General features: G+C 33.6%; 20 protein-coding genes and 2 tRNA genes. 18 read left to right on the top strand and 4 right to left on the bottom strand.

What is annotated here, in order from left to right:
• Positions 1-187: 187 nt before the first annotated feature.
• From HOO91_09320 to gwsS, 5 genes are all read left to right on the top strand, one after another.
• Entirely contained in the window at positions 188-382 is a 195-nt protein-coding gene (locus HOO91_09320; protein NOU17744.1) for a hypothetical protein, read from the top strand.
• Positions 383-518: 136 nt separating this feature from the next.
• Positions 519-1,679, top strand: coding sequence for a hypothetical protein (locus HOO91_09315; GenBank protein ID NOU17743.1), 1,161 nt, complete (start codon positions 519-521; stop codon positions 1,677-1,679).
• A gap of 22 nt (positions 1,680-1,701) precedes the next feature.
• On the top strand, positions 1,702-2,694 hold the full coding sequence (gwsG, locus tag HOO91_09310; GenBank protein NOU17742.1) for a grasp-with-spasm system ATP-grasp peptide maturase: 993 nt from the start codon (positions 1,702-1,704) through the stop codon (positions 2,692-2,694).
• Entirely contained in the window at positions 2,676-2,855 is a 180-nt protein-coding gene (locus HOO91_09305; protein ID NOU17741.1) for a hypothetical protein, read from the top strand. Before gwsG ends, HOO91_09305 begins: the two co-directional genes overlap by 19 nt.
• Positions 2,856-2,872: 17 nt before the next feature.
• Positions 2,873-3,988 carry a grasp-with-spasm system SPASM domain peptide maturase gene (gwsS, locus tag HOO91_09300; GenBank protein NOU17740.1) on the top strand — a complete coding sequence of 372 codons (1,116 nt, stop codon included), beginning with the start codon at positions 2,873-2,875 and terminating at the stop codon, positions 3,986-3,988.
• A gap of 567 nt (positions 3,989-4,555) precedes the next feature.
• On the opposite strand, the gene HOO91_09295 is transcribed toward gwsS, so the two are convergent.
• Entirely contained in the window at positions 4,556-5,194 is a 639-nt protein-coding gene (locus tag HOO91_09295; GenBank protein ID NOU17739.1) for a response regulator transcription factor, read from the bottom strand.
• Positions 5,191-7,311: a tetratricopeptide repeat protein gene (locus HOO91_09290; GenBank protein ID NOU17738.1), complete on the bottom strand. Its 2,121-nt coding sequence runs from the start codon at positions 7,309-7,311 to the stop codon at positions 5,191-5,193. Before HOO91_09290 ends, HOO91_09295 begins: the two co-directional genes overlap by 4 nt.
• Positions 7,312-7,718: 407 nt before the next feature.
• On the opposite strand from HOO91_09290, the gene HOO91_09285 reads away from it, so the two are divergent.
• From HOO91_09285 to HOO91_09230, 12 genes are all read left to right on the top strand, one after another.
• Entirely contained in the window at positions 7,719-8,270 is a 552-nt protein-coding gene (locus tag HOO91_09285; GenBank protein NOU17737.1) for a toll/interleukin-1 receptor domain-containing protein, read from the top strand.
• A gap of 5 nt (positions 8,271-8,275) precedes the next feature.
• A complete protein-coding gene (locus HOO91_09280; GenBank protein ID NOU17736.1) occupies positions 8,276-10,714 on the top strand; it encodes a hypothetical protein in 2,439 nt (812 codons plus the stop codon).
• Between the two features lie 16 nt (positions 10,715-10,730).
• Entirely contained in the window at positions 10,731-12,977 is a 2,247-nt protein-coding gene (locus HOO91_09275) for a hypothetical protein (GenBank protein NOU17735.1), read from the top strand.
• Between the two features lie 20 nt (positions 12,978-12,997).
• Positions 12,998-13,924, top strand: a complete 927-nt coding sequence (locus tag HOO91_09270) for a VWA domain-containing protein (GenBank protein ID NOU17734.1) — start codon at positions 12,998-13,000, stop codon at positions 13,922-13,924.
• 2 nt (positions 13,925-13,926) lie between these two features.
• Positions 13,927-14,814, top strand: a complete 888-nt coding sequence (locus HOO91_09265) for a hypothetical protein (GenBank protein ID NOU17733.1) — start codon at positions 13,927-13,929, stop codon at positions 14,812-14,814.
• A complete protein-coding gene (locus HOO91_09260) occupies positions 14,801-16,921 on the top strand; it encodes a serine/threonine protein kinase (protein NOU17732.1) in 2,121 nt (706 codons plus the stop codon). The genes HOO91_09265 and HOO91_09260 overlap by 14 nt, the downstream gene beginning before the upstream one ends.
• The gene (locus tag HOO91_09255; GenBank protein ID NOU17731.1) at positions 16,902-18,134 is read left to right on the top strand and encodes a DUF4407 domain-containing protein; all 1,233 of its coding nucleotides are present in this window, start codon (positions 16,902-16,904) and stop codon (positions 18,132-18,134) included. The genes HOO91_09260 and HOO91_09255 overlap by 20 nt, the downstream gene beginning before the upstream one ends.
• Before the next feature lie 176 nt (positions 18,135-18,310).
• Entirely contained in the window at positions 18,311-19,279 is a 969-nt protein-coding gene (locus HOO91_09250) for a caspase family protein (protein ID NOU17730.1), read from the top strand.
• A gap of 18 nt (positions 19,280-19,297) precedes the next feature.
• Positions 19,298-19,678: a hypothetical protein gene (locus tag HOO91_09245; GenBank protein ID NOU17729.1), complete on the top strand. Its 381-nt coding sequence runs from the start codon at positions 19,298-19,300 to the stop codon at positions 19,676-19,678.
• A 184-nt stretch (positions 19,679-19,862) separates the two neighbouring features.
• Positions 19,863-20,324: a hypothetical protein gene (locus HOO91_09240; protein NOU17728.1), complete on the top strand. Its 462-nt coding sequence runs from the start codon at positions 19,863-19,865 to the stop codon at positions 20,322-20,324.
• A 456-nt stretch (positions 20,325-20,780) separates the two neighbouring features.
• A complete protein-coding gene (locus HOO91_09235; GenBank protein ID NOU17727.1) occupies positions 20,781-21,029 on the top strand; it encodes a hypothetical protein in 249 nt (82 codons plus the stop codon).
• 821 nt (positions 21,030-21,850) lie between these two features.
• Positions 21,851-22,177, top strand: coding sequence for a helix-turn-helix domain-containing protein (locus HOO91_09230; protein NOU17726.1), 327 nt, complete (start codon positions 21,851-21,853; stop codon positions 22,175-22,177).
• Between the two features lie 558 nt (positions 22,178-22,735).
• Here the strand turns inward: HOO91_09230 and HOO91_09225 are convergent.
• Positions 22,736-22,808 (bottom strand) — tRNA-Gly (locus HOO91_09225).
• 7 nt (positions 22,809-22,815) lie between these two features.
• Positions 22,816-22,889 (bottom strand) — tRNA-Ala (locus HOO91_09220).
• 149 nt (positions 22,890-23,038) lie between these two features.
• On the opposite strand from HOO91_09220, the gene HOO91_09215 reads away from it, so the two are divergent.
• On the top strand, positions 23,039-23,836 hold the full coding sequence (locus tag HOO91_09215) for an energy transducer TonB (GenBank protein ID NOU17725.1): 798 nt from the start codon (positions 23,039-23,041) through the stop codon (positions 23,834-23,836).
• The last annotated feature ends 64 nt before the right edge of the window (positions 23,837-23,900 follow it).

Here is a 23,900-nt window from a genome sequence, read left to right as displayed (position 1 = left end):
TAGGGCTTTATCTTCTCCTGCATTGCTGGTGCTTACGCAATTGTTTCCTATACCTACTTCCCTCCTACAAGTAATTAAGCACCCGTTTGGGAAAGAAATTAATTCTATCCTGTTTAAATTTTTGTAAAAACCAAATACTTTTTTGTAGATTTGATATAAGATTTTGTTTAACTAAAAACATTAAAAAATGAAAGCAAAGAAATTAAATGAAGAGCTCTTTGGCAAAATGGAACTAAATCAAGCCAACATGGAAATGGTAAAAGGGGGAGAACCTGAAACTGTGTTCTCAGGCAGGGATAGAAGTGGTGATGGAGGAACAGTATGCGAATGGTGTTCTGCATTTGATGATGGTACAGTTTCGTACTATTATACTTATTGCTAGTGCAATTGTATCATCATTTATGATCAGAGAAGCCTACTTTTATAATAAATTTTATAAAAGTAGGTTCCTAACACATGTTAAATCTCTACCCCATTTTAATCAACCTTTTAGCTAATTCATTAAATATTTTATTAGAATGAAAATTGGTGCTTTTTTATTGCTTATAATTCTCTCCAACTATAGTATTGCTCAAAATGTCAATTATTTGGGCTATTACAGTAAAATAAATCAAGCGGAATTATTGATTAATAAGTATGATAATGACTCGGCTCTAGTTGTATATGAAACTGCATTCAATAGCTACCCGAACCATTTCTACAAGGATTTACATAATGCTTGCCTTTGCTATATAAAAACCAACAAACTAGATAAAGCGGAGATATTGGCGGAGGAACTTGTTCTTCATGGGTATGAATTGAACGATTTTGAAAAAGACTCAGTATTTACTCCATTAATAAGAAGCCAACACTGGAAAGCCTTTATAAATAGTTATACAAGACTACGTAATAAGTATACCGAGACATTAAATCCGCACTTTCGAAATAAAATTTATGAGATGTTTCTCAAGGATCAAGGTGTTGCTTTATCAAAAAAAATATGTTTTCAGGATAGTATATTTTACTATCAGGCAGTTGAACTAGAGAAGGTTTTTTCACAGTATGGTTTTCCGGGCTGTATGATCAATAAGGATACTTTGAACACAAAAATGCATATCCTTATAAGGCATTACTTCGGGCTTGTTAATCGGGCTAAAAGCAATTCGGAAATGCTAAAAGAGAGCTGCTACAGATCAATGGATTTTAATAAAATTAACTTAAAACAGATTATTGATAATGGGCTTTATAAAGGGTTAATACTCCCTCAGACCTATGTTGGAATGATATCACATTGGGATAATAGTAACCCATACGGTGACCTTTGTGTAAAGGTTGATTTTGATCAAGAAAAGACAACGCTATTTCTTAACCTCTCGCCCGAAAAAATTAATGCCGTGAATAAGAATAGGGTTGCAATAGGATTACCTAAAATAACTTTTACAAACCCAGATGTTTTAAATACTACATGGTATTCCGAGTACCCCTTTGCGGAGATAAAAAAGATGTTACTTGCCTGTGAAGCATGTATAACAGAAACGAAATACATAAACCTTATAGTAAATGAAGAAATAAAAGCTTCGGATCATTTTAAGGCAAACCCCAAGCTTAAGGGTTTTATTTTACCTGATCTTTCGGGTATTAATTGTAAATTCTTGAATGGGATTAAAAATTATTTTAAGAATGCAAAAAGCGTAGAATAATATTAGCCAGCAATATTCCAAAATGATTGTAATAATCAGCAAACCCGATGATCGGAGCGTTGACCGAGTGATTGAGTGGCTCTTAAAATTTGGCTACTCTAATATTCTCCGATTGAGTGAGGATAAGCCCATTACTATTCTTGGAATGAGGTTAGTGAACGATTCCATCGAGCCAGAAATTGATTTAATGGTTGAGGGTAGAATCTTTAAGGTGAGTGAAATTGATTTCTTCTGGTATAGGAATGGGAGCATTAAACTAGAACTACCTGATTCTTTAAAGGAAATTTTAGAAAACCAGCTAAAAGAGTTTTTAGGATGGGAGCTAACCGTTTGCAGGAACTTTATTATTCGGCAACTACAGCAAAGACCCTCCTTGGGTAATTTTTTTAGATCAACCGTCAATAAACTTGAGAAGCTGCAAATTGCCAAAGAAATAGGCTTTGATATACCAAACACCTTTATCTCAAGCAAACCCTCTGCATTAGTCAATTATATTGAAAAAAATCAATGTATAACAAAACCCATAGGAGAGGCAATGCCTATTGGTGAGGATGATTCTTTTATAGATCTTCAAACCGCTATTGTTGACCTTAATAAAATTAAAAACCAATCAGAACATATTTTCCCTTCATTAATTCAAGAAAAGATAGAAAAATGGGTAGAAGTAAGAACTTTTGTACTCTACAATGAGGTTTATGCAATGGCAATATTCTCTCAGAACAACAAGCAAACAGATACTGATTATAGGAATTACGATTTCAGTAAAATGAACCGAATGGTTACGTATAAATTACCTGCCAAGGTTGAAGAGAAGATTTTAAACTTCATGAAGAAATGTGAGTTGAATACAGGTTCTATCGATTTGGTACTTACCCCTGATAATCGGTTTGTTTTCCTAGAGGTGAACCCTGCTGGAAATATCGAGATGGTTAGCGATAGCTGTAACTATTGGCTGGAGAAAAAAATTGCTGAATATATCATTCAAACGATCCCATCATGTCCGATTCAAAGCTAAAACAGATTATTAATGATCCAGCAAATCCTCTTTGCTTAAGGGTTGCCACAATAGGAAAAGTAGGTGTTAAGGCTACCTATATAAGTATTGAGTACTTACAAACCCATAGGTATAGGCTATCAACCTATCCGAAACCAGTATCGAAGATTATAAATATCTAATCGTAAATGACTTAGTAATGCGAGACCGCTTTAAGCTATTTTCTTGCTGCATCCCAGTGAAAGGTTACCTAAGATCTGCCCTGTATGATTTACAAAGGAAAAACTACCTTTTCATCCCAAATTCGTTATTAGATATACTTACTAATTACTCGGGTAAAACATTCGATGAGGTTTTACAACTAGTCGATGATGAGCGGGAACAAGTTGAAAAATACTTTTCATACCTGCTTGAGAACGAGTTTATTTTTTTATGCGAGAAAGAGGATTTGGAGAACTTTCCTCCCCTTAACCAATCATGGGAATCCTCGGCGGGAGTAAATTCAATCATTATTGATATTGATGGATGCAGTAATTATGATTATACAAATATTGCCAATGATATTTCTAGGTTAAGGTCAAAAGTAATTCAGCTAAGAATATTTTCAATAAAAGGTAAAAAGGAAATAGCAGATATAATCAATATATTTTCAAAAATAGATACAAAAAATTTAGAGGTTATATTTCCCAATAAGGAAGGTGTAAATGTTGAATTTATAAAGGAAATCATTGACAGGAACAGCAAAGTAACCTCTCTGTTTATTACAGACTCACCCAACAAAGAATTATCAGATTACAAGCAAACCACGGTACGCTATACAGCTGATAAAATCATCAATGAGTCCAGCTGTGGAATTATTAGTAAAGCATACTTTGTTTGCCATTTAAACACTTATACCGAATCTCAAAACTTTAATACCTGCCTAAACAGGAAGGTTTCTATTGATGTAAATGGCAATATCAAAAATTGCCCATCATGCACCCAATCCTTTGGGAATATCAAAAATTCGACAATTAAAGGAGCAATGAAACATCCTGATTTCAGAAAATTGTGGGGTGTATCAAAAGACCAGATTGATGTTTGTAAGGATTGTGAGTTTCGTCACATGTGTACTGATTGTAGAGCCTACATTAAAGATCCAGAAAACATCTACTCACAGCCAGCCAATTGCACTTATAATCCCTACATTGCTAAATGGGAGGGCGAGGAGGGTTATGTTTCCGTAGAGGAGTGTGGCACATATTCTAAAAGTAAGGGATTTGTTGTTGATGTGATGAAGGTCGAAACTTTAAATATGGAACTATGGGGTTCTTGATAATTATTAAATGCATAATTCCTTTTTATCAATCAAATAAAAAGAGAAAACTTGTTCAATTCTAATCCTATATCTAAACCAAACTTCAGTTAGCAAGGTTTTACAATTTCGAGTGTTCGAAACCTTAAAAAAGAGAGTATACTCGCTTTATATCAAGATTTTCTACAAGTATTCAACCTTAATGGGGCAGGCAAAAACTAAAGGACTAACTCAAAGTGATAGCGGAATTAATTGGCAGTAAACCTTCCCCGATGTTAGATTAAAGTGCCCTAAAAAGCAAAAAAAGTACCCTAAAACTTGTTTTACACTGCCCTTAAAGTGCTCTAAAAGTCCAAAAAAGTGCTCTAAAACTCGAAAAAAGTGTCAATCTAATAAAATAAGGCTACTTTTTTGGACTTTATTAATTCTATTCTCTCAAAGGCATAAGCTCTCTTTTACTATTCCGGCAAATATTCATTTATCCCAGATTATGTATTAGGATTTCTAAGGGAGAACGTACTGATATTTTCTGTTGCGGAATCTGGGTTAAACTAACATAACCTGACTTTTGGATAGAATATTTTATAGTTAATGACAATAACCATTTTCAATCGCATACCTAATTAGTTCTTTCGAGTTTGCAACGCCCAGTTTGTCAATTAAATTCCGTCTATGCGTCTCAACCGTACTATGTGCAATGCATAATTTATCTGCAATCTGTGGTGTAGTACATCCCTGGGCGATTAGTTTCAGAACCTCTATTTCTCTTTTGGTTAACGGGATCTTATTGTCATTGAGGCTTTTCTTAGGTTTTTTCATTTCATCCATGAGAGTCTTGATAATGGCATCTCCCAAATAATCACCACCTGCTGCAATTTTTCTAATGGCATTAACTAATTCTTCTTTTCCCTTGTTTTTTAGAATGTAACCTGAAGCCCCAATTTCTATTAATTGCCTAATGTATTCATTGTCATTATACATCGATAGAATAAGTACTCTTACTTCTGGATACCGTTTTTTAATTTCTTTTGTTGTTTCAATGCCGTTCATTCGTGGCATATCTATGTCGATTACAGCAACATCAACCTGTTTGTTTTCTAATAGGGCTAATAACTCAAACCCGTTAAGAGCCTCACCAACGGGACAGATATCCTTTTCCCTTTCCAAAAGAGATTTTAACCCATCGAGTACAATTTGATGATCATCTGCTATAATTACATTTATCATTTTATTGAATTTAGAGGTATGTCAATAGTAATAGTGGTTCCAGCACCTTTGCCGGAATCAATGTTAAACTCACCATTTAACGAGTTAACCCTTGATTCTATATTTTTCAAACCCATTCCTTTTCTATTTTTAGCCTGATTAACATCGAATCCCAAACCATTATCTTCCACTACAATATTCAACTGTTTTTCCTTTTTTAATAATTGAATACTTACCTCCGAAGCTTTTGAATGCTTTAATATATTACTTATCAATTCCTGAATAATCCTATAAAGGTTAATCTCGATATTATAATCAAGCCTGCTTTCATCAAATCCAAAGTTAAGCACTTCGATTTTAAGTTGACCCGTAGCTTCAATAGATTCTTTTAGATTATTAAGGGCTGGGATAAGTCCAAATTTATTTAATATACCCGATGTTAAATCATTTGCAATTTTACGAACTTCGTCACAAGCCTCATCTAAAAGATTATTTGCTTTTGAATACATCAATATATTATTTTCCCTGAGTGCTTGTATATTTTCCTCCACCGATTTGAAATGCAACTTTACCATTGAAAGCATACTGCCCAACCTATCGTGCAGATCTTGTGCAATTCTCTTTCTTTCACCTTCCTGCCCCTCCATCATTGCACTCATCGATTTTAACTCCTGATCTTTTAAAAGTTCTGATATTTTTTGTTCGTTGATTTTATTGTTTTTTTCGGACAATAGTGTTTTTTGTTTTAATCTGTAGCTGCGGAATAGGGTAAAAAATAATAAGATCAGTAAGATCATTCCCCCTACAAGGCTCATGATCATAATGTTTTTCTTTTTTAATTTTATTTCATTTATCAGATTATCTTTTTCAAGAAGTTGATTTTTTCTTTGTTCTTCCTGATATTTATCTTTTAAATTCATCGCATTGCGATATGTAGCATCAAGGCTATCTCTTAGGACGATATATTTATTGTTGAAAGAGACAGCATTTTCCAACTGTCCAGTAATTGAATAAGATTTATAAATATTTTGGTAGAGTTCAAGGGTTATTAACTTGTTACTATTGGTCTCAGCGTTAATTAATCCCTTTTTGTAATAGAATAAAGCCTTATCATATTCTTTTTTAGAAAAAAATAGATTACCAAGGTTGGTGTAAACAGCAGACAAACCCTCTTTCTTTCCAATCTTTTCTTTTAAATCAAGGCTTTTAGTATAAAATTGAATGGCTTTGTCGTACTCACCTAAAGCGTAAAAGCAATACCCCAGATTGTCGTAATTTGTATCAATTGATTTGTCCTGTTTTAAACTTTGTTTAATCTCAATACTCCTGTAATTATAATCAATAGCAGTATGAAATTGTTTTAGATTGTAATAAACCAAGCTAATGTTAGTATACGCTCTTGACAGGTTAACCTGATCATTAAATTTCGTAGCCAATTCAATTGCTTTGCTATTAAATTCTAAGGAATTTGCGTTGTTCTGCAATTTTAAGTGTAGATTAGCAAGGTTCATATATGAATATATGAAATTTGCAGAATCTTTAAGTTGCTTCCTTATTTCCAGCCCAGAATATACTAAACTCAACGCACTATCAAATTTGACTTGGTATTCATATAAAATAGCTTGTCTATCATAAGCATTAGCCAATGCTTGTAAATTATTAAGTTCTTTATAGAGTTTTATGGCAGTTTGTCCTGCAGTAAATGCCTTTTCGATTTGACCAACAGTCTTATACAGTAGGGTCAATTGTCCACAGGCTCTTGCAATACCATAATTATTATTAATCTCCTTCTCTATTTGTAAAGCATTATTAAAGGTTGTAATGGCTTGCTTATAATTGCCTTGACTTCTTTCAATTTCACCAATTCTATTTAAACTAGTAGCAACTCCTGACTTAAAGCCAATTTTTTCAGCAATTGATTTTGCTTCATTTGCATATTTTAAAGCTATATCGGGTTGGTTAGTTCTATTTAGCCACGATAGTTCATTTAGATATGAGACTTTTACCGAATCGTTATTACATTTCTTAAGTTTTTGGATAAGGCTATCGGCAATCACGCTGTTTTGAGCATGAATATGAGATATACAAGAAATTAGAATTACTAGTAGTCGCAATTTAAGACAATTCTTTCTGTTCATGGTATTTGGGAACGATTGTGAAATTTTTCATTTGTAATGTTCTGTAAGATAATAAAAAAGGGATTATCTATTAAAAAAACAGATAACCCTTTCTTGTCATTCTCAAAATAACTTTTCATCTAACGGTTTTTCTATAGGTATCGGCGGATCGGTTTCACCAGGGCTACGAATACCTGATACTTCTAAAGAATCCTGAACTTTTACTTCAGGGATACTTTCATTAATGTTTTCCATAAAACGAATTTTTAGTTAAGATTTATTCGACATCAAAATTCTGAATAAAACCAAATTCAAACAATCCTCACTTCTGACCTATTTCACCTCCTTACTTCTGAGGATATAAAAATCATTGTTTTTGATGTAGTTCTGGGAATTAAAGAGAAAGATATTTGACAAAAATTCAGACAATGGAAAAATATAGATATGACGTTGCTATCTCTTTTGCGGAAGAGGATAAAGAAATTGCCGAACAAATCGGAAGAGCTTTAAAAGATCTGGATGTAAAGTATTACCTTTTTTATGAGCAGGACAACTTAGGCGAGCCTCTTAAAAAATTGACATGGAAAATTTATCACGAAGAATCTAGACTTGCATTAGTTCTTATTTCAGAACATTACAGTAGGAAACGATGGGCAAAAGAAGAGCAAGAAGTTATTCTAACAGTTCTTAGGCGAGAAGGGATGCCCTATTTAATTCCGATTCGAATTGATGATACAAAAATAGACGGAATTTCAGAACAGATAATTTATAAACGTTGGACAGGATCAAATAGCTATGAAATAGCTGTAAAAGTTTTTAAACTATTAAAGCAATTTGAAGAACGAAATAGAAGCGATGGTAATACTAAGGGTGCTAATGTTACCAAAAAACCGAAAATAAAGAGTATCGCTGAAGTAATCCAGACTATAGGTGAAAACAATGGCTTTGTGATAGGGAAAGTTAATCACTTTAATAATTAAAAGTCATGGAAGACGAAAAAAATAAACAAGATGAAAGCAATGAATCATCAACTGATAAAGAAGATGTTAATAATCCGCCCAAACCAACAACCCAAAATAGATTCTTACAATTTATTAGAGATAATAATGGAACCACCATTGGTGAGCAAACCAATTACTATGGAATAGGAATCAAAGATCCAACCACAATTTGGGAGTTTGCTGGTACTAAAGCCATCTATGGGATTGAGAAAAAGGAAATAAAACAATATGCCGATCGTCTTATTGAAAATAGGCTCATTGTTCTTCATTGCGAGGATAAAGGGGTTATTCAAAATACAATTGAAGATATTGTAGATTACATTATTAAAAGGGAGGGAATTAATGATTTCCAAAAAAGATTATTATCCATTCAGGATAAAGATGATGATGTTGATAAAGATAAACCTTTTAAAGAGAATCAAGAATCGATAACCTTATCAACGTTTAGCCAAGAAAATTTTAATAAAGGGAAAGTATGTTTTATTAAAACAAAGTTAATTCAATCTGAGTTTTTTAAGTCCTTGTTCATAGAAGAGGAAGAAAGTTTTGATTCTACGCAAGCCGAACTCAGGAGAAAAAACATATTTTTCATCTGCTATGTTCGAGATAAATCGTTATTAAACACGATTATTAATAAACGTCACGCATCATTTTCAAAAAAAAATGATGCTATTGAACGCAGCTTCTTCTTCCCTCTTTTTAGCATCCCTTTTTTACCTATTATTCTTCAATTCCACTTTAAAAAAAGATGGAGAGAGTTTCATGATATTATCCTTACTCAAAAAGAGCAAGGGTTCTGGGGGAAAAATAAAACAGAAAGTGATTTGTACGAAGTTATTAGTGGCTATTTGAAAGAAGACATCTCCAGTTTGGAAAGAGAAATTGAAAGAAGAAGAAATAATGATTTTCATTCAGAACTTGTTGGCAAGGTAGTGAAACTTCCGTTTGATCAAAAAACCCATCAGCATATTCTATTTATAACTGCTTTTTTCCCCGAGATTACGACAACTGAGTACAAATTAATAGCGAAATTACTCCTGAATGGAAAAACAACAGAAATAGCAAATCAAATAGATCATCAGAAAGCTGGCAACGAAAAAAATCTTGTTAATGAACCTAAGATCATTAATCTTTTTGAAGAATGGGAAAATAATGGTGATGAGATACTAAGTTCTTGTCAGGTTATTTCTTATGAGCATCCAAGCGGAAGAAAATATTTTGATTTTAAAGAACCAGAGTTAAAAGATGAAGTACGAACTATTTTTCAAAAAAGGCATTTCCTATTTTTTGAAGAGCAGTTTCAACAGATAATCGGCTCGGGAATTTTCTTTGAAACGAGTATATCTAAACCGTTTTTACAAAACTTGTTGCAAAACATCACCAATATAATTCCATTTGATCCTGATCTCTATGGGTTAAACCTGTTGCATTGGATTTTTATTAGAATATTCACAGATAATAAAATCCAACTTAAGAAAAAGTTAGAGGAATTGAATGAGGAAGAAATAGAGGTGGTAAATAATTATATCGAAAAAAAAGCATTTGAAAGTGAAATCGGCTTTAATCGTTTGCTGGATCTCATGAGATTAATGTTGGATAAATCAGAACTTTTACGTCAGCAAGTACAAGATTTCATCGAATTCCTATTTCAAAAAGAGTTATTCCTAGTAGTACTTAGGATAGTAGAAGACCTACAAGACTTCTCTCATATCAATGCAATGTTATGGATTAAGAGGATACTTAATCAAAAGGGGGCTAAAGGTGAGATCCATTATGAGTGTATTAAAAGTTTATATAGAATTTCCAAGTTGAATACTTATGAAACATTTGATATTCTTGAGAAAATACAGAAATGGTGGTCACATAAACCTTCAAATGGAAGTTTATCCTTGTGCCAGGCAAATAGTATTCTGCTAATTCTATTCCTTGCCAACCCATTATACGGGCGGTTCCCTTTGATAAATTATGGAAAATGGCCATCTAAATTCTTTCTCTTCAATTTTAAAGAGGAAAATGCAAAAGACGTTTGGAAGTTTCTTATTCAATGGTTGTTTCACCCAGATATGGTTAAAGCGTACAAAGTTGCTGACAATCAAAGAATAACATCTGATATCAATATAGAAGAAGTGCTTACAAAAGCTCAGGCTTTTATTTTGGAATCGTGGTATCTTATTCTGAATGGCACTAACGAAAATGTAGAACTAAAGCGGCTACAAAAAAACGTTATTGAAGAGTTTTACAATACTCTATTAAAAGAAATAACTCATGTTCAGCAGATTATGTTAAAACAACAATGGGCTTTGATGACCAGAGAATACATGCAAGAAGTCAGCAAATACAAAAGAAAGACTGACTATCAATTTACACTACTTTTTTTAGCTAAGGCAAAAGCATGCAGAACCTTGTATTTAAAATTTAATTAATAATAACACAACGGTTATGGGACTACAACGAATACTCGCAGAAGAACTTAAATCTTCAACATCTATAAATAATATTAACAATCTGATTAGAGAGGTTGATTCTACCTATAAACCTAATTCTTCAGAAAAGAAATACTATTTAGATAAGGGTTCGATGGAGGTTTATGAGAACAAACCTATTTCATTCTCAAAAAAAGAATGGGCTTACTATATTATTGATTTTAATGAGATTGCTGAAATAAAAGGTCTGAAAAAAGAGTTGACCGAGTTAGACAATTCATGTTCCTTGAGCATTACGATCAACTACAGTGCGCAGATACAGCAAAATCACCAGAAAGATCTGATTAAACTTCTTGTAACCGAGCTTCGCTTTGAGAATGCATTAAATAACCGAATTGTCAGATGGATATCAACTTTTGCTAGCAATGAACCACAATTTGTTAAACGATTCTACAGTTTACAAACCAAATTAAAGAATTACCTAGAGGATGAAGCTAGAAAACTAGGACTCAGCCTAGATTTAGCAATTGAAGTTCGTGAAGAAAAAGTATCCAAAACTCTACGTGGGCAGGTTGATGTAAAAGTAAATGATTTCCATAACAGAATACCATTATCGTATGAATTGGAGGTTAATGTTTTGGAAAACAAAAAGGTTGAGGGAATGCAAACTTTAATGAACACAACCAAACTAGATGAAAAAGTAAAAGAAATCATCAAAAAAAGTATTAATAGTAAAAGCACTATAGACCTCCACTATTTTCATTTCAATCTTCATACAGGGCTAAGAGAGTTTCTGATTCGTGAATTAGATATTGATCTAGATAGAGACGGTTTAAAACCTGAATTTCTAACACTTGAATCACAACTAAGGAACGTTCCTCCCGAACGTTCACAGTTAATCCACAATGTTAGTTGTATTACGAAAAATAGTTATGGGATCGACATTGAACATCACTTGATTCTTACATTAAAAAATCTGGGAGATTTTTATAATTCTGGGATTAAGGATATTAACGAATGGGTGAAAGATGAATTGAACCGAATCACTCAGGATTGCATATTTGAAAAAGATTTCACTGAACTAGCCCTCAACTTCAATAGCGATTACATCAAACTTGAGATGGCTAAATCATTAACCAAGAAGGGTTACGAGATCAGGCAACTTATTACAATACCTAAACTGGAAGGCATTATACCTGATCATTTTGATTTTGAAGTGGGTAATGATATCGAATTTCCTACCCATAAGGAAGATGTACGGATCAAACTAAACATCATCGCGAGCGGAAAAATCGAAGATCCAAAAAAAATTGCCAGATTAATAAACCCCAGAACCACACGTGATGGAATTATTTCAAAAATGAAAGAAACGGTTGTGAATACAGTACGGCAGTTTATTCACCAAGTAGATCCCAAAAGGTTCTACTTGAATTTTAATTTTCCAGAAAATGGAAAGGGAGATTCGCTTGCAGACGAACTTAGAAAAAAGATATTAAGCAAACTGAATGAAGAATTTGGAACTAAAGAGGTTGACATTATCCTGAAACAATTGGAAACCGATCTGGTTCGAAGTTTTAAAACGCTATTTGGGGTTAATCATACCATAAACATTGAGATATATCAACTACAGGCGAAGTTCGATGCGCAATTTATGGTTGTCAGCGTGCATGAAGACAGCTACGATCTTTTTAAGGCAAAATGTGATGCTTATAGGAGTAAGGATATTTTAATCCTACTAGAGGACATTTCGAGATTTGTTAAACATAATGTCGAATTACATCTAGATAAGATTCATGAACTAAATGAAGAGAACATTAACACGGATGAATTCTTTCGGCATTTGGTAGGCTTATTAAATGCTACTCGAAATATTGTTGCCGAGGCATTTGGTCTGGATATAAAGATTGCACCTTGGTTAAGAAGACACCCGTCTATAACTGACGAGATACAACAGAAGAAGAATTTATTTGATAAGGAAAGAGTCATTAACGATATGATAAAAATTAAAGAGTTTGAAGAAGAAAAACTAAGTAACATGATTAATTTCCAAAAAAAGGAACTTGACATGAAATATAATGATTCTGAAATGGAAAAATATATAAATAAAAGAATCGATGAAATAAATGAGACCCTCACCAAAACTTCAAGAAAAAATATCCGAGAAAAATTAAAGTTGCCAGAAATAACCGAAATACTCTCATCTGTAACGAAAAGCATAGAAATAGATTTTGATCACAATGAGGATCCCAATACAAATAAATAGCAATCTTAAATTATTAACCTATGAGTGAGATAAAAATTGAATTTATAAACGAGACAAATAATTCTCGTTATAATGGCTCGGTTGATTCCAATGATATTGTAAGAGAGATCGTTGAGCAGTTATTAAAAGAGAGTGAGTTTTCCAACTTAAACGGAAATGCGGCTTTAAAAACAGAGCAAGGACAGGTTTTTGATAGTAGCAAGAGATTTTATGAACTCAATGTTCGTGATGGCTCAAAACTCTATTTATGCCGAGATAATTCGAGTCCCAACAACTCTTTTTCCAAAAGAATAGAGCCTCTTGTACCTCCAACAGATATAAGTTCTCCTCAACAATTTCATCAGTTAGGAATATTTGTAATGGATGGGAGCGGCTCTATGGAGGAATTAACCAATGGTAATATCAAAAAAAAGGATGCTGTTAATATGGCAATACGCGATGTATTAACTCGGTTTAAGGTAAGTCGAAAGAAAAATAATTTTTCTTTCAGTGTTGTCTCTTTTGATTTCACGGCATCAGTACAAACTAACACAACCCCATTAAAAAATATAAATGAAAATGGGAATTATGATCCAATTATAAATCATGGAGGTGGCACTTACATACATTCTGGCTTGGAAGAGGCCAAAAAGATAGCTGAGGCTTTTCTTTCAAATCCAACAAGCGGAGTCCCACATTCGGTAATTATCCTTCTGTTATCAGACGGAGAATGTCATCAGCCGGATATAACTCGGGGAGTTGCTAATTCCATTAAAAGAATGGAGAAAATGAGTATCTGTACTACTTTTTTATCTCACGCTGGCGATAAAAATACAGCGGCAGAAGAGTTGATGAAAGAGATTGCTTCAGATCCTATCATCGGTTTCAAGAGAACTTATGATCCTGAAACTTTACGCAACTTTTTTGAGAGTTCTATATCAAGAGCATCAGGAGTAAAAATAAATTAAAAATGGATACATCAAGAAGTATTGTAGTTAGCCTAAGGGAAACAGTCAAATCTGTAAATCAGGATTGGGACTGTAATTCAAGGAACGACTCTATAAAGGCTAATCTAATAGCAATAGCAGATGGTCTTGGATCGTTTGATAAAGCAGAGTTGGCATCAAGTGCTGTTATAAAAGGCATAAGAGACAATTTTAAGGAAGCAGAAATTATAAAAGAAATAGAATTACAGCCTTTTTTTAAAAAGGTGGCAGAGTCACTTGATTGCAATGTAAATAATCAGTTAGGGGAAAACCAGCAAATACCTGAAAATGCATATGGAACGACCTGCATTTGTGCTATTGAAACCCAGGATTCCTTTAAAATAGGCTATTCTGGTAACGGAGCAATTTTACATCTGAAAGGAAATTTTATTGATTTTCCCGAAGATATTTATAATCTACCTTGGTGTTTAAATAATTACCTTAATCCACATACCGTTCCTGAAAACGGCAAAGAGGCCTTGTATAAGTACTTTTCTTACGGAGCATCCCCAAAGCAATATTCTCCAAGTATCATTGAATTGACAAAGGACAACCATGAGTTTGGGGACATAATCATCATTTGTTCCGATGGAATATACTCATCAGATCATGACAATGTAGGAAAAGATAGTAATGGCAATGTATGGTTAGAAGTAAATAAAAATTTACTAAAACTTATAAAAGCGCTAAGGACTTATGTGATACAAAATGAGGATTACAAAAAGGAAACACTCGAATTGGCAATGAAAAGTTATCTGAAAGAACTTAAAGAAACACCAGGAGGGATGGACGATGATTGTTCTCTTGGAATAATAATCACTGGGCAGGCTTTAACCTATTTTAAAAACCGACAAAAAAATGCAAACCATTAAAGTTAAATCCGCACTTTCAACTGAATTACTTGTCGAATTTGATGTAATAAAGACAATCGAAATTTCGGATACCATAATCAGCGGTGGTGAAGGTGGTTTTGGAAAAGTGTATAAATGCTACACTGTAAATAATTCTGTATGCTCTGTAGATCAACTTATTAAAATACTAACCCCAAATAGAGATATACACAGGAAGGGTTACGAAACAATTCAGAAATTGCAGAAAAAGTTAAAGATCAAAAATCAAGAGGTAAGGCAGAATGGTACAGATTCAATTATAAAAGAATACTCCGCATTAAAAGCTGTTCCACAATTCAGTTTTATTGGGATGTTAAATGGTGAAGAGGTTTATGGATACTCCGCAAATAATTTAAATAGTTTAGGCTTTATAAGTTTCAGTGAAGCATTGGATAAAAGTATTATTCAACATGTGGGTTTTGATATCAAAATACCAATGATTTATCATCTGATTAAAGCATTCGATTTTTTAAGTTCAATTTTTTATATACATGCCGATTTAAAGGAGGACGCACTTTTTTTAAATATTTCAACCAAAGAATGTGTTATTATAGACTTTGACAGCGGTGCAGTTGCCGATAGTTCCAATGATCAACCAACTACTCTGGGTTCATTTCAGGATTGGCTAGCTCCTGAGATAATGGGGCAGTTTGGAAAATCCATTCGTGAGCAGCAAGAAATAAATGTGAATCTAAATTCCGATAGGTGGTCTATCACTGTGGCTATTTTCTATCTTATATGCTCTTCACACCCATTCTTTATGCTTAAAGATACAGGGTTGGATACAATAAAAAATTATTTCTTAAAATATCGATGGCCTTACATTGACCCAAATGAAGACTATTTCAACAAGGACAACGAATCATTTTATAATCAGTTTGTTTCATGGTATAAACAGAATATATCAGTTGAAATCAAAAAGATATTCGAAACTACTTTTAATGATGGATACTCTAATCCTGCCATGCGAAGTTTATACGGCTCATGGAAGTACGCTTTACAAAAAATTCAGAACCCTCCTCAAATAGGTGTTTTTGCAAGCGATAAAAAAATAAGAATCAATTCGGATCCTGTTAAGCTTCATTGGATTGTAAAATATGAGGAAGAGTTAATTCTCCAACCGGGCAATATTAATGTTACTGGTATGGATAGTTATAACGTGAGCCCTGTTACGGATACATTTTATTCTCTTATTGCAAAAAACTACTGTGGTGAACATAAAAAGGAACTAGAAATAAGGGTATCAAAACAACCTCCTGAAATAATTGTATTTAAATCTGATGAGCCGATTAGAATTGGTGCTGTTCCGATTAACCTTTCATGGAATGTGGATAATTGCAGTGAACTAATACTGAATCCGGGAAATATTAATGTTGATGGAAAAACCAGTGTTGAGGTTGAACCTATGATTGATACAACTTATACGTTAATTGCCAAAAATTACTTTGGATTTGAATGCCAAAAAAGCCTCTTCATAAGTATATCTGACCAACCGCCTATTATAAAGGAATTTAAATCAGATAATCCTATAAGGTTGAATAGTAATCCAATAAAACTACAATGGCAAGTTGAAAGTGCGCATCGACTTATTCTAAACCCGGAGAACATTGATGTTACCAACAAAACAAATGTTGAGGTTAAACCTTTGGGCGTAACAACATATACTTTATTAGCTGAAAGTTTTTTTGGTATTAAAACTGAGAAAAGCATTACTATTAATGTATCTAAAGATCCTCCTATCATAGAGAAATTCGAATATGAAGCAATTGATCTTCTTGATAACATTTTTAAACTCTCGTGGGAGGTAATTGATGCAGAGCATATTTGTATTTTACCTTTTCTAGGGGATATTTCTAATAAAACTGAGGCTGAAATCTGTTTAACCGACCAGAATGTATTTACGTTAACGGCTAAAACGCTATTTGGAGTCACGGCATCAAAAACGATTAGTTTATCTATGTTATTCAACATAACACCTTCCGATAGTTTTTTTAATAAAGAACCTGACGATAGCATCCTCAACTTGGAAATAAACCCAGAAATATTCAATCAATTTAAAACACAATATCATGGAAGCACAAAAAATTAAACCTTTTACGGTCTTTTTATGCAGGTGTTCAGGGGCTTGTATAGTTATTTTAGAGAAGTGCCCAACCCAAGTTACAAAGTACAGCACTATGGGGACTATACTTTTAATTACAGCAGTGATGGCTAGTCTTTCGGGAGGCTATTTTTTCTTTACAGCATTTCGACAAATATATTTAGCTATTGCATTTGGAATGTTTTGGGGAGTGGTTATTTTTTCGCTTGACAGATATTTGGTTACAAGCATGGGTGTTAATCAAAGTAAAAAATTTATTAACGTACTTCCTAGAGTTTTTCTAGCTATTTGTTTAGGTATTGTTGTAGCTAAGCCTTTGGAATTAAAATTGTTTGAGCATGAAATAAAAACAGAGTTAGCGAATATCAAAAATCAATTGCATGGCGAAATGCGGAGTTCCAATGCAGAGATTGCCCAAATGGATTCTACAACTAGACGGCTTGAGAATGAAAAGGGACGCCTTCATATCACGCTTTCTGAAAAGAAAAAAGAATTGGACAACAGCGAGACAGATTATTATAATGAAATAAAAGGGAAAAATTCAACTACAACTACAGGAGAAATAGGCATTGGACCAGAAGCTAAACGGAAAAATAATATTCGGATTCAAACCGAAAAAGAATATGAGAAATTAAAAGAAAAAGTAACATTAAGAGAAAAAGAGATAAACGATGAAATGAAGGATTTACACCAAAAAGTTAAAGATAGAGACAAGAACCTTCAAGGGGAGGCAGAGAATTATGAAGGACCATTAGCGGAAATCGAAGCTCTTTCCAGCTTAACTAGTAAAAAGATTATACTTAAACTCGCAAATATTTTTTTAACGCTGATTTTTATTCTCATTGAAACGGCACCCGTATTAGTTAAGTTATCACAAACTAAAGGATTGTATGAAGAGTTATTGGAAGCGCATGAAAAGGAAAATATCAAAAATATTCAGGGCAATTCAGATTTTCAAGATTATGAAAAAAAAATAGAGGAAAAAAGAAAGAAGTCTCAATATAATGGCGAAGTTATTTACGATGAACAAATTAAAAATAAAATATGGAGAAGGAAAACAGAATTCGATTTGGAAGTAATTGAAAAACAATATAATAATCGATTGCAAAAATTGGAGAATGAAAATCTTGTACAGCAATTGTACGAAGAGATTATAAAAAGTTTAAAAACAGAAGAATTATTTGATATTAAGAGACAGTGAGAACTTAAGATGATGCCTGTATGCATTCAAATAAAAATGGCAATCTATACAAGTACATTTAAAATATTACTACTGAAAAAGATTTTTTTAAACTCAGATAGAGCCAATTCATCTTTTAAGGATTAGTACTATTCTCGTTCACAATAAAAAGTACAAATAAAAACAATTTTGAAGTTATGAAAAAAGCACTCGTAATTGGTATAAACAAATATCCCAACGCACCTCTTAGCGGGTGTGTTAATGATGCAGAAGCGTTCGCCAGTATCATTGAAAAGAATGGTGATGGTACTCCAAATTTTGATGTAAAAATAAGAACAGATGTTCCAACAAAAGCAAACTTAAGAAGATTGATTATTGAGTTATTTAATGGAGATAGCGATTCTGCACTATTCTATTTTTCTGGGCATGGTTTTATTAATGAACTTGGCGGTTATATAGTAACACCCGATTATGAACGGAATGATGAAGGTGTCTCTATGGATGAGATTCTTATTGCGGCAAATGCATCAGAAGCAAAAAATCGGGTAATTATTCTTGACTGCTGCTACTCTGGAGCATTTGGATCTCCCAAAATAACGGGAGGTTTATCTTCTCATATTGCCAAAGGGGTCACTATACTTACTGCCAGTAAGGATAACGAGACTTCACTAGAAGTTAATGGACATGGCGTTTTTACAAATTTGTTGCTTGATGCTTTACAAGGTGGTGCTGCAGACCTCAATGGACATATTACGCCAGGCAGTGTTTATGCGTATATCGATCAGGCTTTAGGAGCTTGGGATCAGCGTCCTGTTTTCAAAACGAATATTACAAAATTCATTTCGCTGCGAACAATAGCACCTCAAGTTTCCATTGAGGTTTTGAGAAAGTTAACGGAATATTTTCCTACACCAATAGAACACTATCCTTTAGATCCATCATATGAAGATACAAACACCTTGCAAATAGAACATAAAGTAGTTAGGCCATACGCAAAACTTAAGAATGTAACAATATTTAAAAATCTTCAAAAACTGCAAAGTATTGGTCTCGTTGTTCCCGTTGACGAGCAATTTATGTTTTTCGCAGCAATGAATTCAAAGGCATGTAAACTTTCAAATCTGGGATATCACTATTGGAGATTAGTAAAGGATAACAGAATATAACAACTAAAACTAATTAAAATGGCAAACAAAAGAATATTCGTAGCTTTTGCTATCGAAGATGAAATAACAAAAAACTTGTTTACTGGTCAAGCAAAAAATAAAAGCGTCCCTTACGATTTTATTGATATGTCTGTGAAAGAACCATTTGATGAGAAATGGAAAACAAATTGCAGAACAAGAATTAAGGGATGCGATGGGTTTATTGCACTGATTTCTAAAAATACAAAGAAAGCAAGCGGTGAGTTATGGGAAATAGATTGCGCTAAAGATGAAAAAATTCCTATGATGGGCATTTATATTGGTGGTGCTACCTTATCGGATAAACCTGCTAATATGAATGGTATTCCTTGTAAAGAATGGACATGGGATAATGTTTCAGACTTTATTGAATCATTGTAGTTACATATAGTTTTTGGGGTTAATTCTCATACATAGCTAAGGGCAAGTTAAAAACTGACATTGTGGTTTCAAAAAGATTGACCACCTAAAAAGATTGTGGTATAGGGGGAGACCAGACACCACCTTTAATAAAACGGGGCGATACTGAAAAGCCTTATGAGTAAGAAAATAAAAACAAAATCAAATGGCACGTACAGAAAGTTTTTCGATTCAAGTTCATCCTAATGATGAGCAGTCTCAAATTAATTTAATGCAAAAATTCCATTGGAATTTACTTAACACACAGGAAATTAAAGTTAAAGACAGTCATCTTGAGCAAAGAGGGGATTCCATTTATTCTGTAACAACATCAGAACATTATGTCAAATTAGCATTTACGAGAGAGTTGGATTTACCTAATTTAGATGAAGTTAGAAAGTTGGAAAATGAATATTTTTCTCTGGAAAATCCAAAATTTCCAAAACTCTTTCCAGTTAGTTTTTGGATTTTTCTAATTTTAGCATTTGTATACGGTACTGGTGTCGTTATTTGGTTAATTTATTTCTTTGCATATTATCAACCAAAGAAAAAGGAAGCGGATGAAATAAATGAAAGAAAGATTAATCGTCAAAATGAAATAATGAATGAACTCAGAAAGTTTGATTGATGCATTAAAAAACAGTTCAGTCAAAGTTTTCAAGTTTAAGTCTAAGGCTGAACTGTTTTTTAACAATAACAAGCCCGTAAAATGTGATTTAGCCTACTGTGGCTGATTTTGCAGATGTAGAATTATTACTATCATTAACTTAGTTTTTAACGATGAATAACTGTGCAGCAGTTCATTCCACAGCACTCTAAACCACAGGAACATTATTTGGGGTTTACGCTCCTTAGCAAAATTATGGTGATTATAATGCCTTCATAAATGGGAATATAATGACTCCTTTGTGGACGGATAATATTCCAGAGATTAACAATCCAAAGTCCAATAGTACCAAAGATGAAATTGATATACAAATATCAGAAATTGAAAAGAATTTAGAAAACACTAAAGAATTTACGAAAATTGTTCAAGTGTTGTTCTAAACCAAGTTACTAAAGAGTTATTCAAAATCACAAGATGATGCTCCAAGAATTAAGAATAGAAAGGATTTATGCAAAATATTGTATTCAATTTATTATAGAGCCACAAACTGAAAATTACTGTCCTTTTATAAATGTTGAATCAGGGTTTTTAGATTATAATAAAACCTTCTCGGTAGTTTACAGAGAAAACAACAATCAATATCGCTGGTGGCCTGTACGTATGGGGCAGCGAACAGGCCCTAACGGTGTAATTATTGAGAAAATTCCGGTTTATGAGATTTTATAATGTGAAAATCCTGTGAAATGATTATGCTTTAAAACAAGTGGTGGATTTTCCGTCTGAAAATCATAGCCTGAGTTCCCAATATTGGGAATATCAAATTATGGCTCTCATAAAAAAATCGCCGGGGAAGATATTGCTGATTTTCTAGTAAGAGAGCATCCGTAAAAGGGTAAGAACCGAATAAAAGATGAGCCGATATAGCGGTATTACTCAGTGCTATTTACGGGTTGTTCCATAGTTACTACTTAAATATTACCAATTTATTACTACTGTTTTACAAATATTTAACAAAGAAACCTTACGGAGACACTCAAAAAACCTGAAAAAAACGAAAAATAGGAATAAGGTTATTACATAAAAGTTACCCACCGAAGAAAAAGTACTCTTACTGTAAATGGCAAATAGGACAGGGTATTTCTTGCAGTTTTCGGCTGAAAACCAGAGCTCAATCTCCTAATGCTGGGAAAAGGGCTGGAAAAACAGAAAGTAGAGCTAGATAAAGTAGTGGAATTAGCGAGCGGAATATTTCCGATTGACGTTGTTTGATCACATCAAACTATATTTATTTGCCCGTAATCCAAAATTGTATTTTTATGAAAACATTAAAAAATAAACAACCGAGTATTGAAATTGAGGTTCATTTTAATCTATTTTTCTTTTAAATCATTGATATACAGACATATATTAAATTATCCTGTAATAATGTGTATGTCGCTAAACATCAACTAATTAAAAAAAGAAAACCTATAAAAACCTATAATAACCCATGAAAACCCATAAGAGCTCTTTGGGGTTTTACAAATCTTTGTGAAACCAAAAATTACATGAAAACGACAAAATCCGAAAGACCGCTCTACTCTCTAACTGTTGGAGAGTTCATTGACTTGCAGAGGTCGATAAGAAACGACCTACCCCCTTTACTGCCTAACGAGGCTAACCCTCCTAAAGAGTTGCTGACCATTCATGAGGCGGCCGATTTTCTTAATCTGTCCGTCCACTCATTGTATACAATGAATAGCCGAAGGCGCATTCCCTTCTTGAAGATGTCGGGAAAGGTGTACTACCGCCGTTCAGCACTAATGGCATGGTTGGAGTCAGGCGAGCGTAAGACTATTGCACAGTTGCGCCAAGACAGCGAAAGGGGTATTTAAAATGAATAGCTCCGCCTTACAGAAGTCTTCCTAGTCTGGTTGGCTGAGGATATCGGGTAATCGAACAGTTCGCTCCAGTCGTACCTGAACCGCCCTAACGTAAACCCTGCATATATCAACAAGTAGCGTGAATTCATCGAACGCCTAGCGGATATCAGCAACGGGCTTGAGGCGGAATTCGACAATGTTGCCGTCCGACTCCTCATAACAAATTGCACCTGCGTTAGAGATAAAACTGAAACCCACTTTATTTTGGGACAGGTTTTTTGCGTTTATTTGGTAGCTATAAGCCCATAAACCTTACCTAACTTATCTTGTATTTGAAACTTTAGCTGGCGGTGGAAGAAAAATCAATAACATTTATGGAATATGGCTACTTATTGTATCCATTAGTAAAAGGGATTAATTTAAGTGAGACAAAGTTCTTTGAAATGCTGAGTTTATGATCTTTTGTAACAATCTCTTTTAGTATCTAAGATGAGTAGTTTGTTTTAGTATAGTTTTAGTAAGTCTAAAAATAGAAAGCCTCACATTTCTGTAAGGCTTTCATTTTCAGCGAGCGGGAAACGGGACTCGAACCCGCGACCCTCAGCTTGGGAAGCTGATGCTCTACCAACTGAGCTACTCCCGCTTATTTGTGGAGGTAAGGGGAGTCGAACCCCTGACCTCTTGCATGCCATGCAAGCGCTCTAGCCAACTGAGCTATACCCCCAAATATAAAACCAACAAAGTACATTGTTAATTTGAGGGTTCAAATATAGAAAAAAAAAGGTGCTGGCGATTAAAATATTGGTTCTATTTTATACCAAAAAACACTTTTTTTCGTATAATATATAAACAGAAGGTCTAAAACCAAACACCATGAAACCAAAAGATGAAATGGAAAACGTTCCTTCGTTCGATGAATTGGTTTTTGAAAACCGGAACAAGGAGTACGGAGCTTATCAAATCCGTAAAAGATACAATGTCGCTCTAATTTGGTCTATCCTTGTGAGTGCTGTCTTTATTAGTGCCACAGTTGTTACACCTTATGTGATTTATTCTGAACCCCCAATTATTAAAGATACTCTTATTGGCCCAACAACTATAGCCTTTGATCCTGATATTAAACTACCAGTTCAGGAAATTGAAAAACCAAAACCCGTTATGGTTAGTATTAAACCGTTGATTTATACTGCGCCCGAAGTTGTTGACACATTATCTCCAGATGAAGGCGATAAATTTTTAACAAGTGATGAGGTAAATGCTAATGTAAAGAATGAAAACGTGAACGATATAATTCCTTTACGAGATATAAATAATGAAATACCAGAAGTTGAAAATAATTCTATCATTGACATTGGGGTTATTTCAGAAAAACCTTTTTTTGGTACAGATGGTGATAATGAGTTTAGGAGATGGATAGCACAAAATATTCGTTATCCACAGGCTCCTCAGGAAGCAGGAATACAAGGAAAGGTGTATTTACAATTCGTTATTGAGAAAGATGGAGGTGTTTCAAATGTTCAAGTTCTTCGTTCTGTAGATCCTTTAATTGACAAGGAGGCTATTCGGGTATTAGAATCATCCCCAAAATGGAGCCCTGGGAAGCAGCAAGGAATAGCAGTTAGAGTTAGATATACATTCCCCATTGCTTTTGTGATTAGCGAATTAAATTAATCCAATTACTAATTCTCAGCTAAAAAAAGCCCTGATTTTCAGGGCTTTTTTTGAACCTAAGAAT

This window comes from Bacteroidales bacterium (genome assembly GCA_013141385.1).
Taxonomy (GTDB): domain Bacteria; phylum Bacteroidota; class Bacteroidia; order Bacteroidales; family Tenuifilaceae; genus UBA8529.
The sequence above is the reverse complement of the archived record's forward strand: the minus strand, read 5'-3'. Positions and strand labels throughout refer to the sequence as shown.

Bases quoted from the DNA above. Each gene is read 5' to 3' on its own strand.
- HOO91_09320 (NOU17744.1), top strand. From the start codon at position 188: ATGAAAGCAAAGAAATTAAATGAAGAGCTCTTTGGCAAAATGGAACTA.
- HOO91_09315 (NOU17743.1), top strand. From the start codon at position 519: ATGAAAATTGGTGCTTTTTTATTGCTTATAATTCTCTCCAACTATAGT.
- gwsG (NOU17742.1), top strand. From the start codon at position 1,702: ATGATTGTAATAATCAGCAAACCCGATGATCGGAGCGTTGACCGAGTG.
- HOO91_09305 (NOU17741.1), top strand. From the start codon at position 2,676: ATGTCCGATTCAAAGCTAAAACAGATTATTAATGATCCAGCAAATCCT.
- gwsS (NOU17740.1), top strand. From the start codon at position 2,873: ATGCGAGACCGCTTTAAGCTATTTTCTTGCTGCATCCCAGTGAAAGGT.
- HOO91_09295 (NOU17739.1), bottom strand. From the start codon at position 5,194: ATGATAAATGTAATTATAGCAGATGATCATCAAATTGTACTCGATGGG.
- HOO91_09290 (NOU17738.1), bottom strand. From the start codon at position 7,311: ATGAACAGAAAGAATTGTCTTAAATTGCGACTACTAGTAATTCTAATT.
- HOO91_09285 (NOU17737.1), top strand. From the start codon at position 7,719: ATGGAAAAATATAGATATGACGTTGCTATCTCTTTTGCGGAAGAGGAT.
- HOO91_09280 (NOU17736.1), top strand. From the start codon at position 8,276: ATGGAAGACGAAAAAAATAAACAAGATGAAAGCAATGAATCATCAACT.
- HOO91_09275 (NOU17735.1), top strand. From the start codon at position 10,731: ATGGGACTACAACGAATACTCGCAGAAGAACTTAAATCTTCAACATCT.
- HOO91_09270 (NOU17734.1), top strand. From the start codon at position 12,998: ATGAGTGAGATAAAAATTGAATTTATAAACGAGACAAATAATTCTCGT.
- HOO91_09265 (NOU17733.1), top strand. From the start codon at position 13,927: ATGGATACATCAAGAAGTATTGTAGTTAGCCTAAGGGAAACAGTCAAA.
- HOO91_09260 (NOU17732.1), top strand. From the start codon at position 14,801: ATGCAAACCATTAAAGTTAAATCCGCACTTTCAACTGAATTACTTGTC.
- HOO91_09255 (NOU17731.1), top strand. From the start codon at position 16,902: ATGGAAGCACAAAAAATTAAACCTTTTACGGTCTTTTTATGCAGGTGT.
- HOO91_09250 (NOU17730.1), top strand. From the start codon at position 18,311: ATGAAAAAAGCACTCGTAATTGGTATAAACAAATATCCCAACGCACCT.
- HOO91_09245 (NOU17729.1), top strand. From the start codon at position 19,298: ATGGCAAACAAAAGAATATTCGTAGCTTTTGCTATCGAAGATGAAATA.
- HOO91_09240 (NOU17728.1), top strand. From the start codon at position 19,863: ATGGCACGTACAGAAAGTTTTTCGATTCAAGTTCATCCTAATGATGAG.
- HOO91_09235 (NOU17727.1), top strand. From the start codon at position 20,781: ATGCTCCAAGAATTAAGAATAGAAAGGATTTATGCAAAATATTGTATT.
- HOO91_09230 (NOU17726.1), top strand. From the start codon at position 21,851: ATGAAAACGACAAAATCCGAAAGACCGCTCTACTCTCTAACTGTTGGA.
- HOO91_09215 (NOU17725.1), top strand. From the start codon at position 23,039: ATGAAACCAAAAGATGAAATGGAAAACGTTCCTTCGTTCGATGAATTG.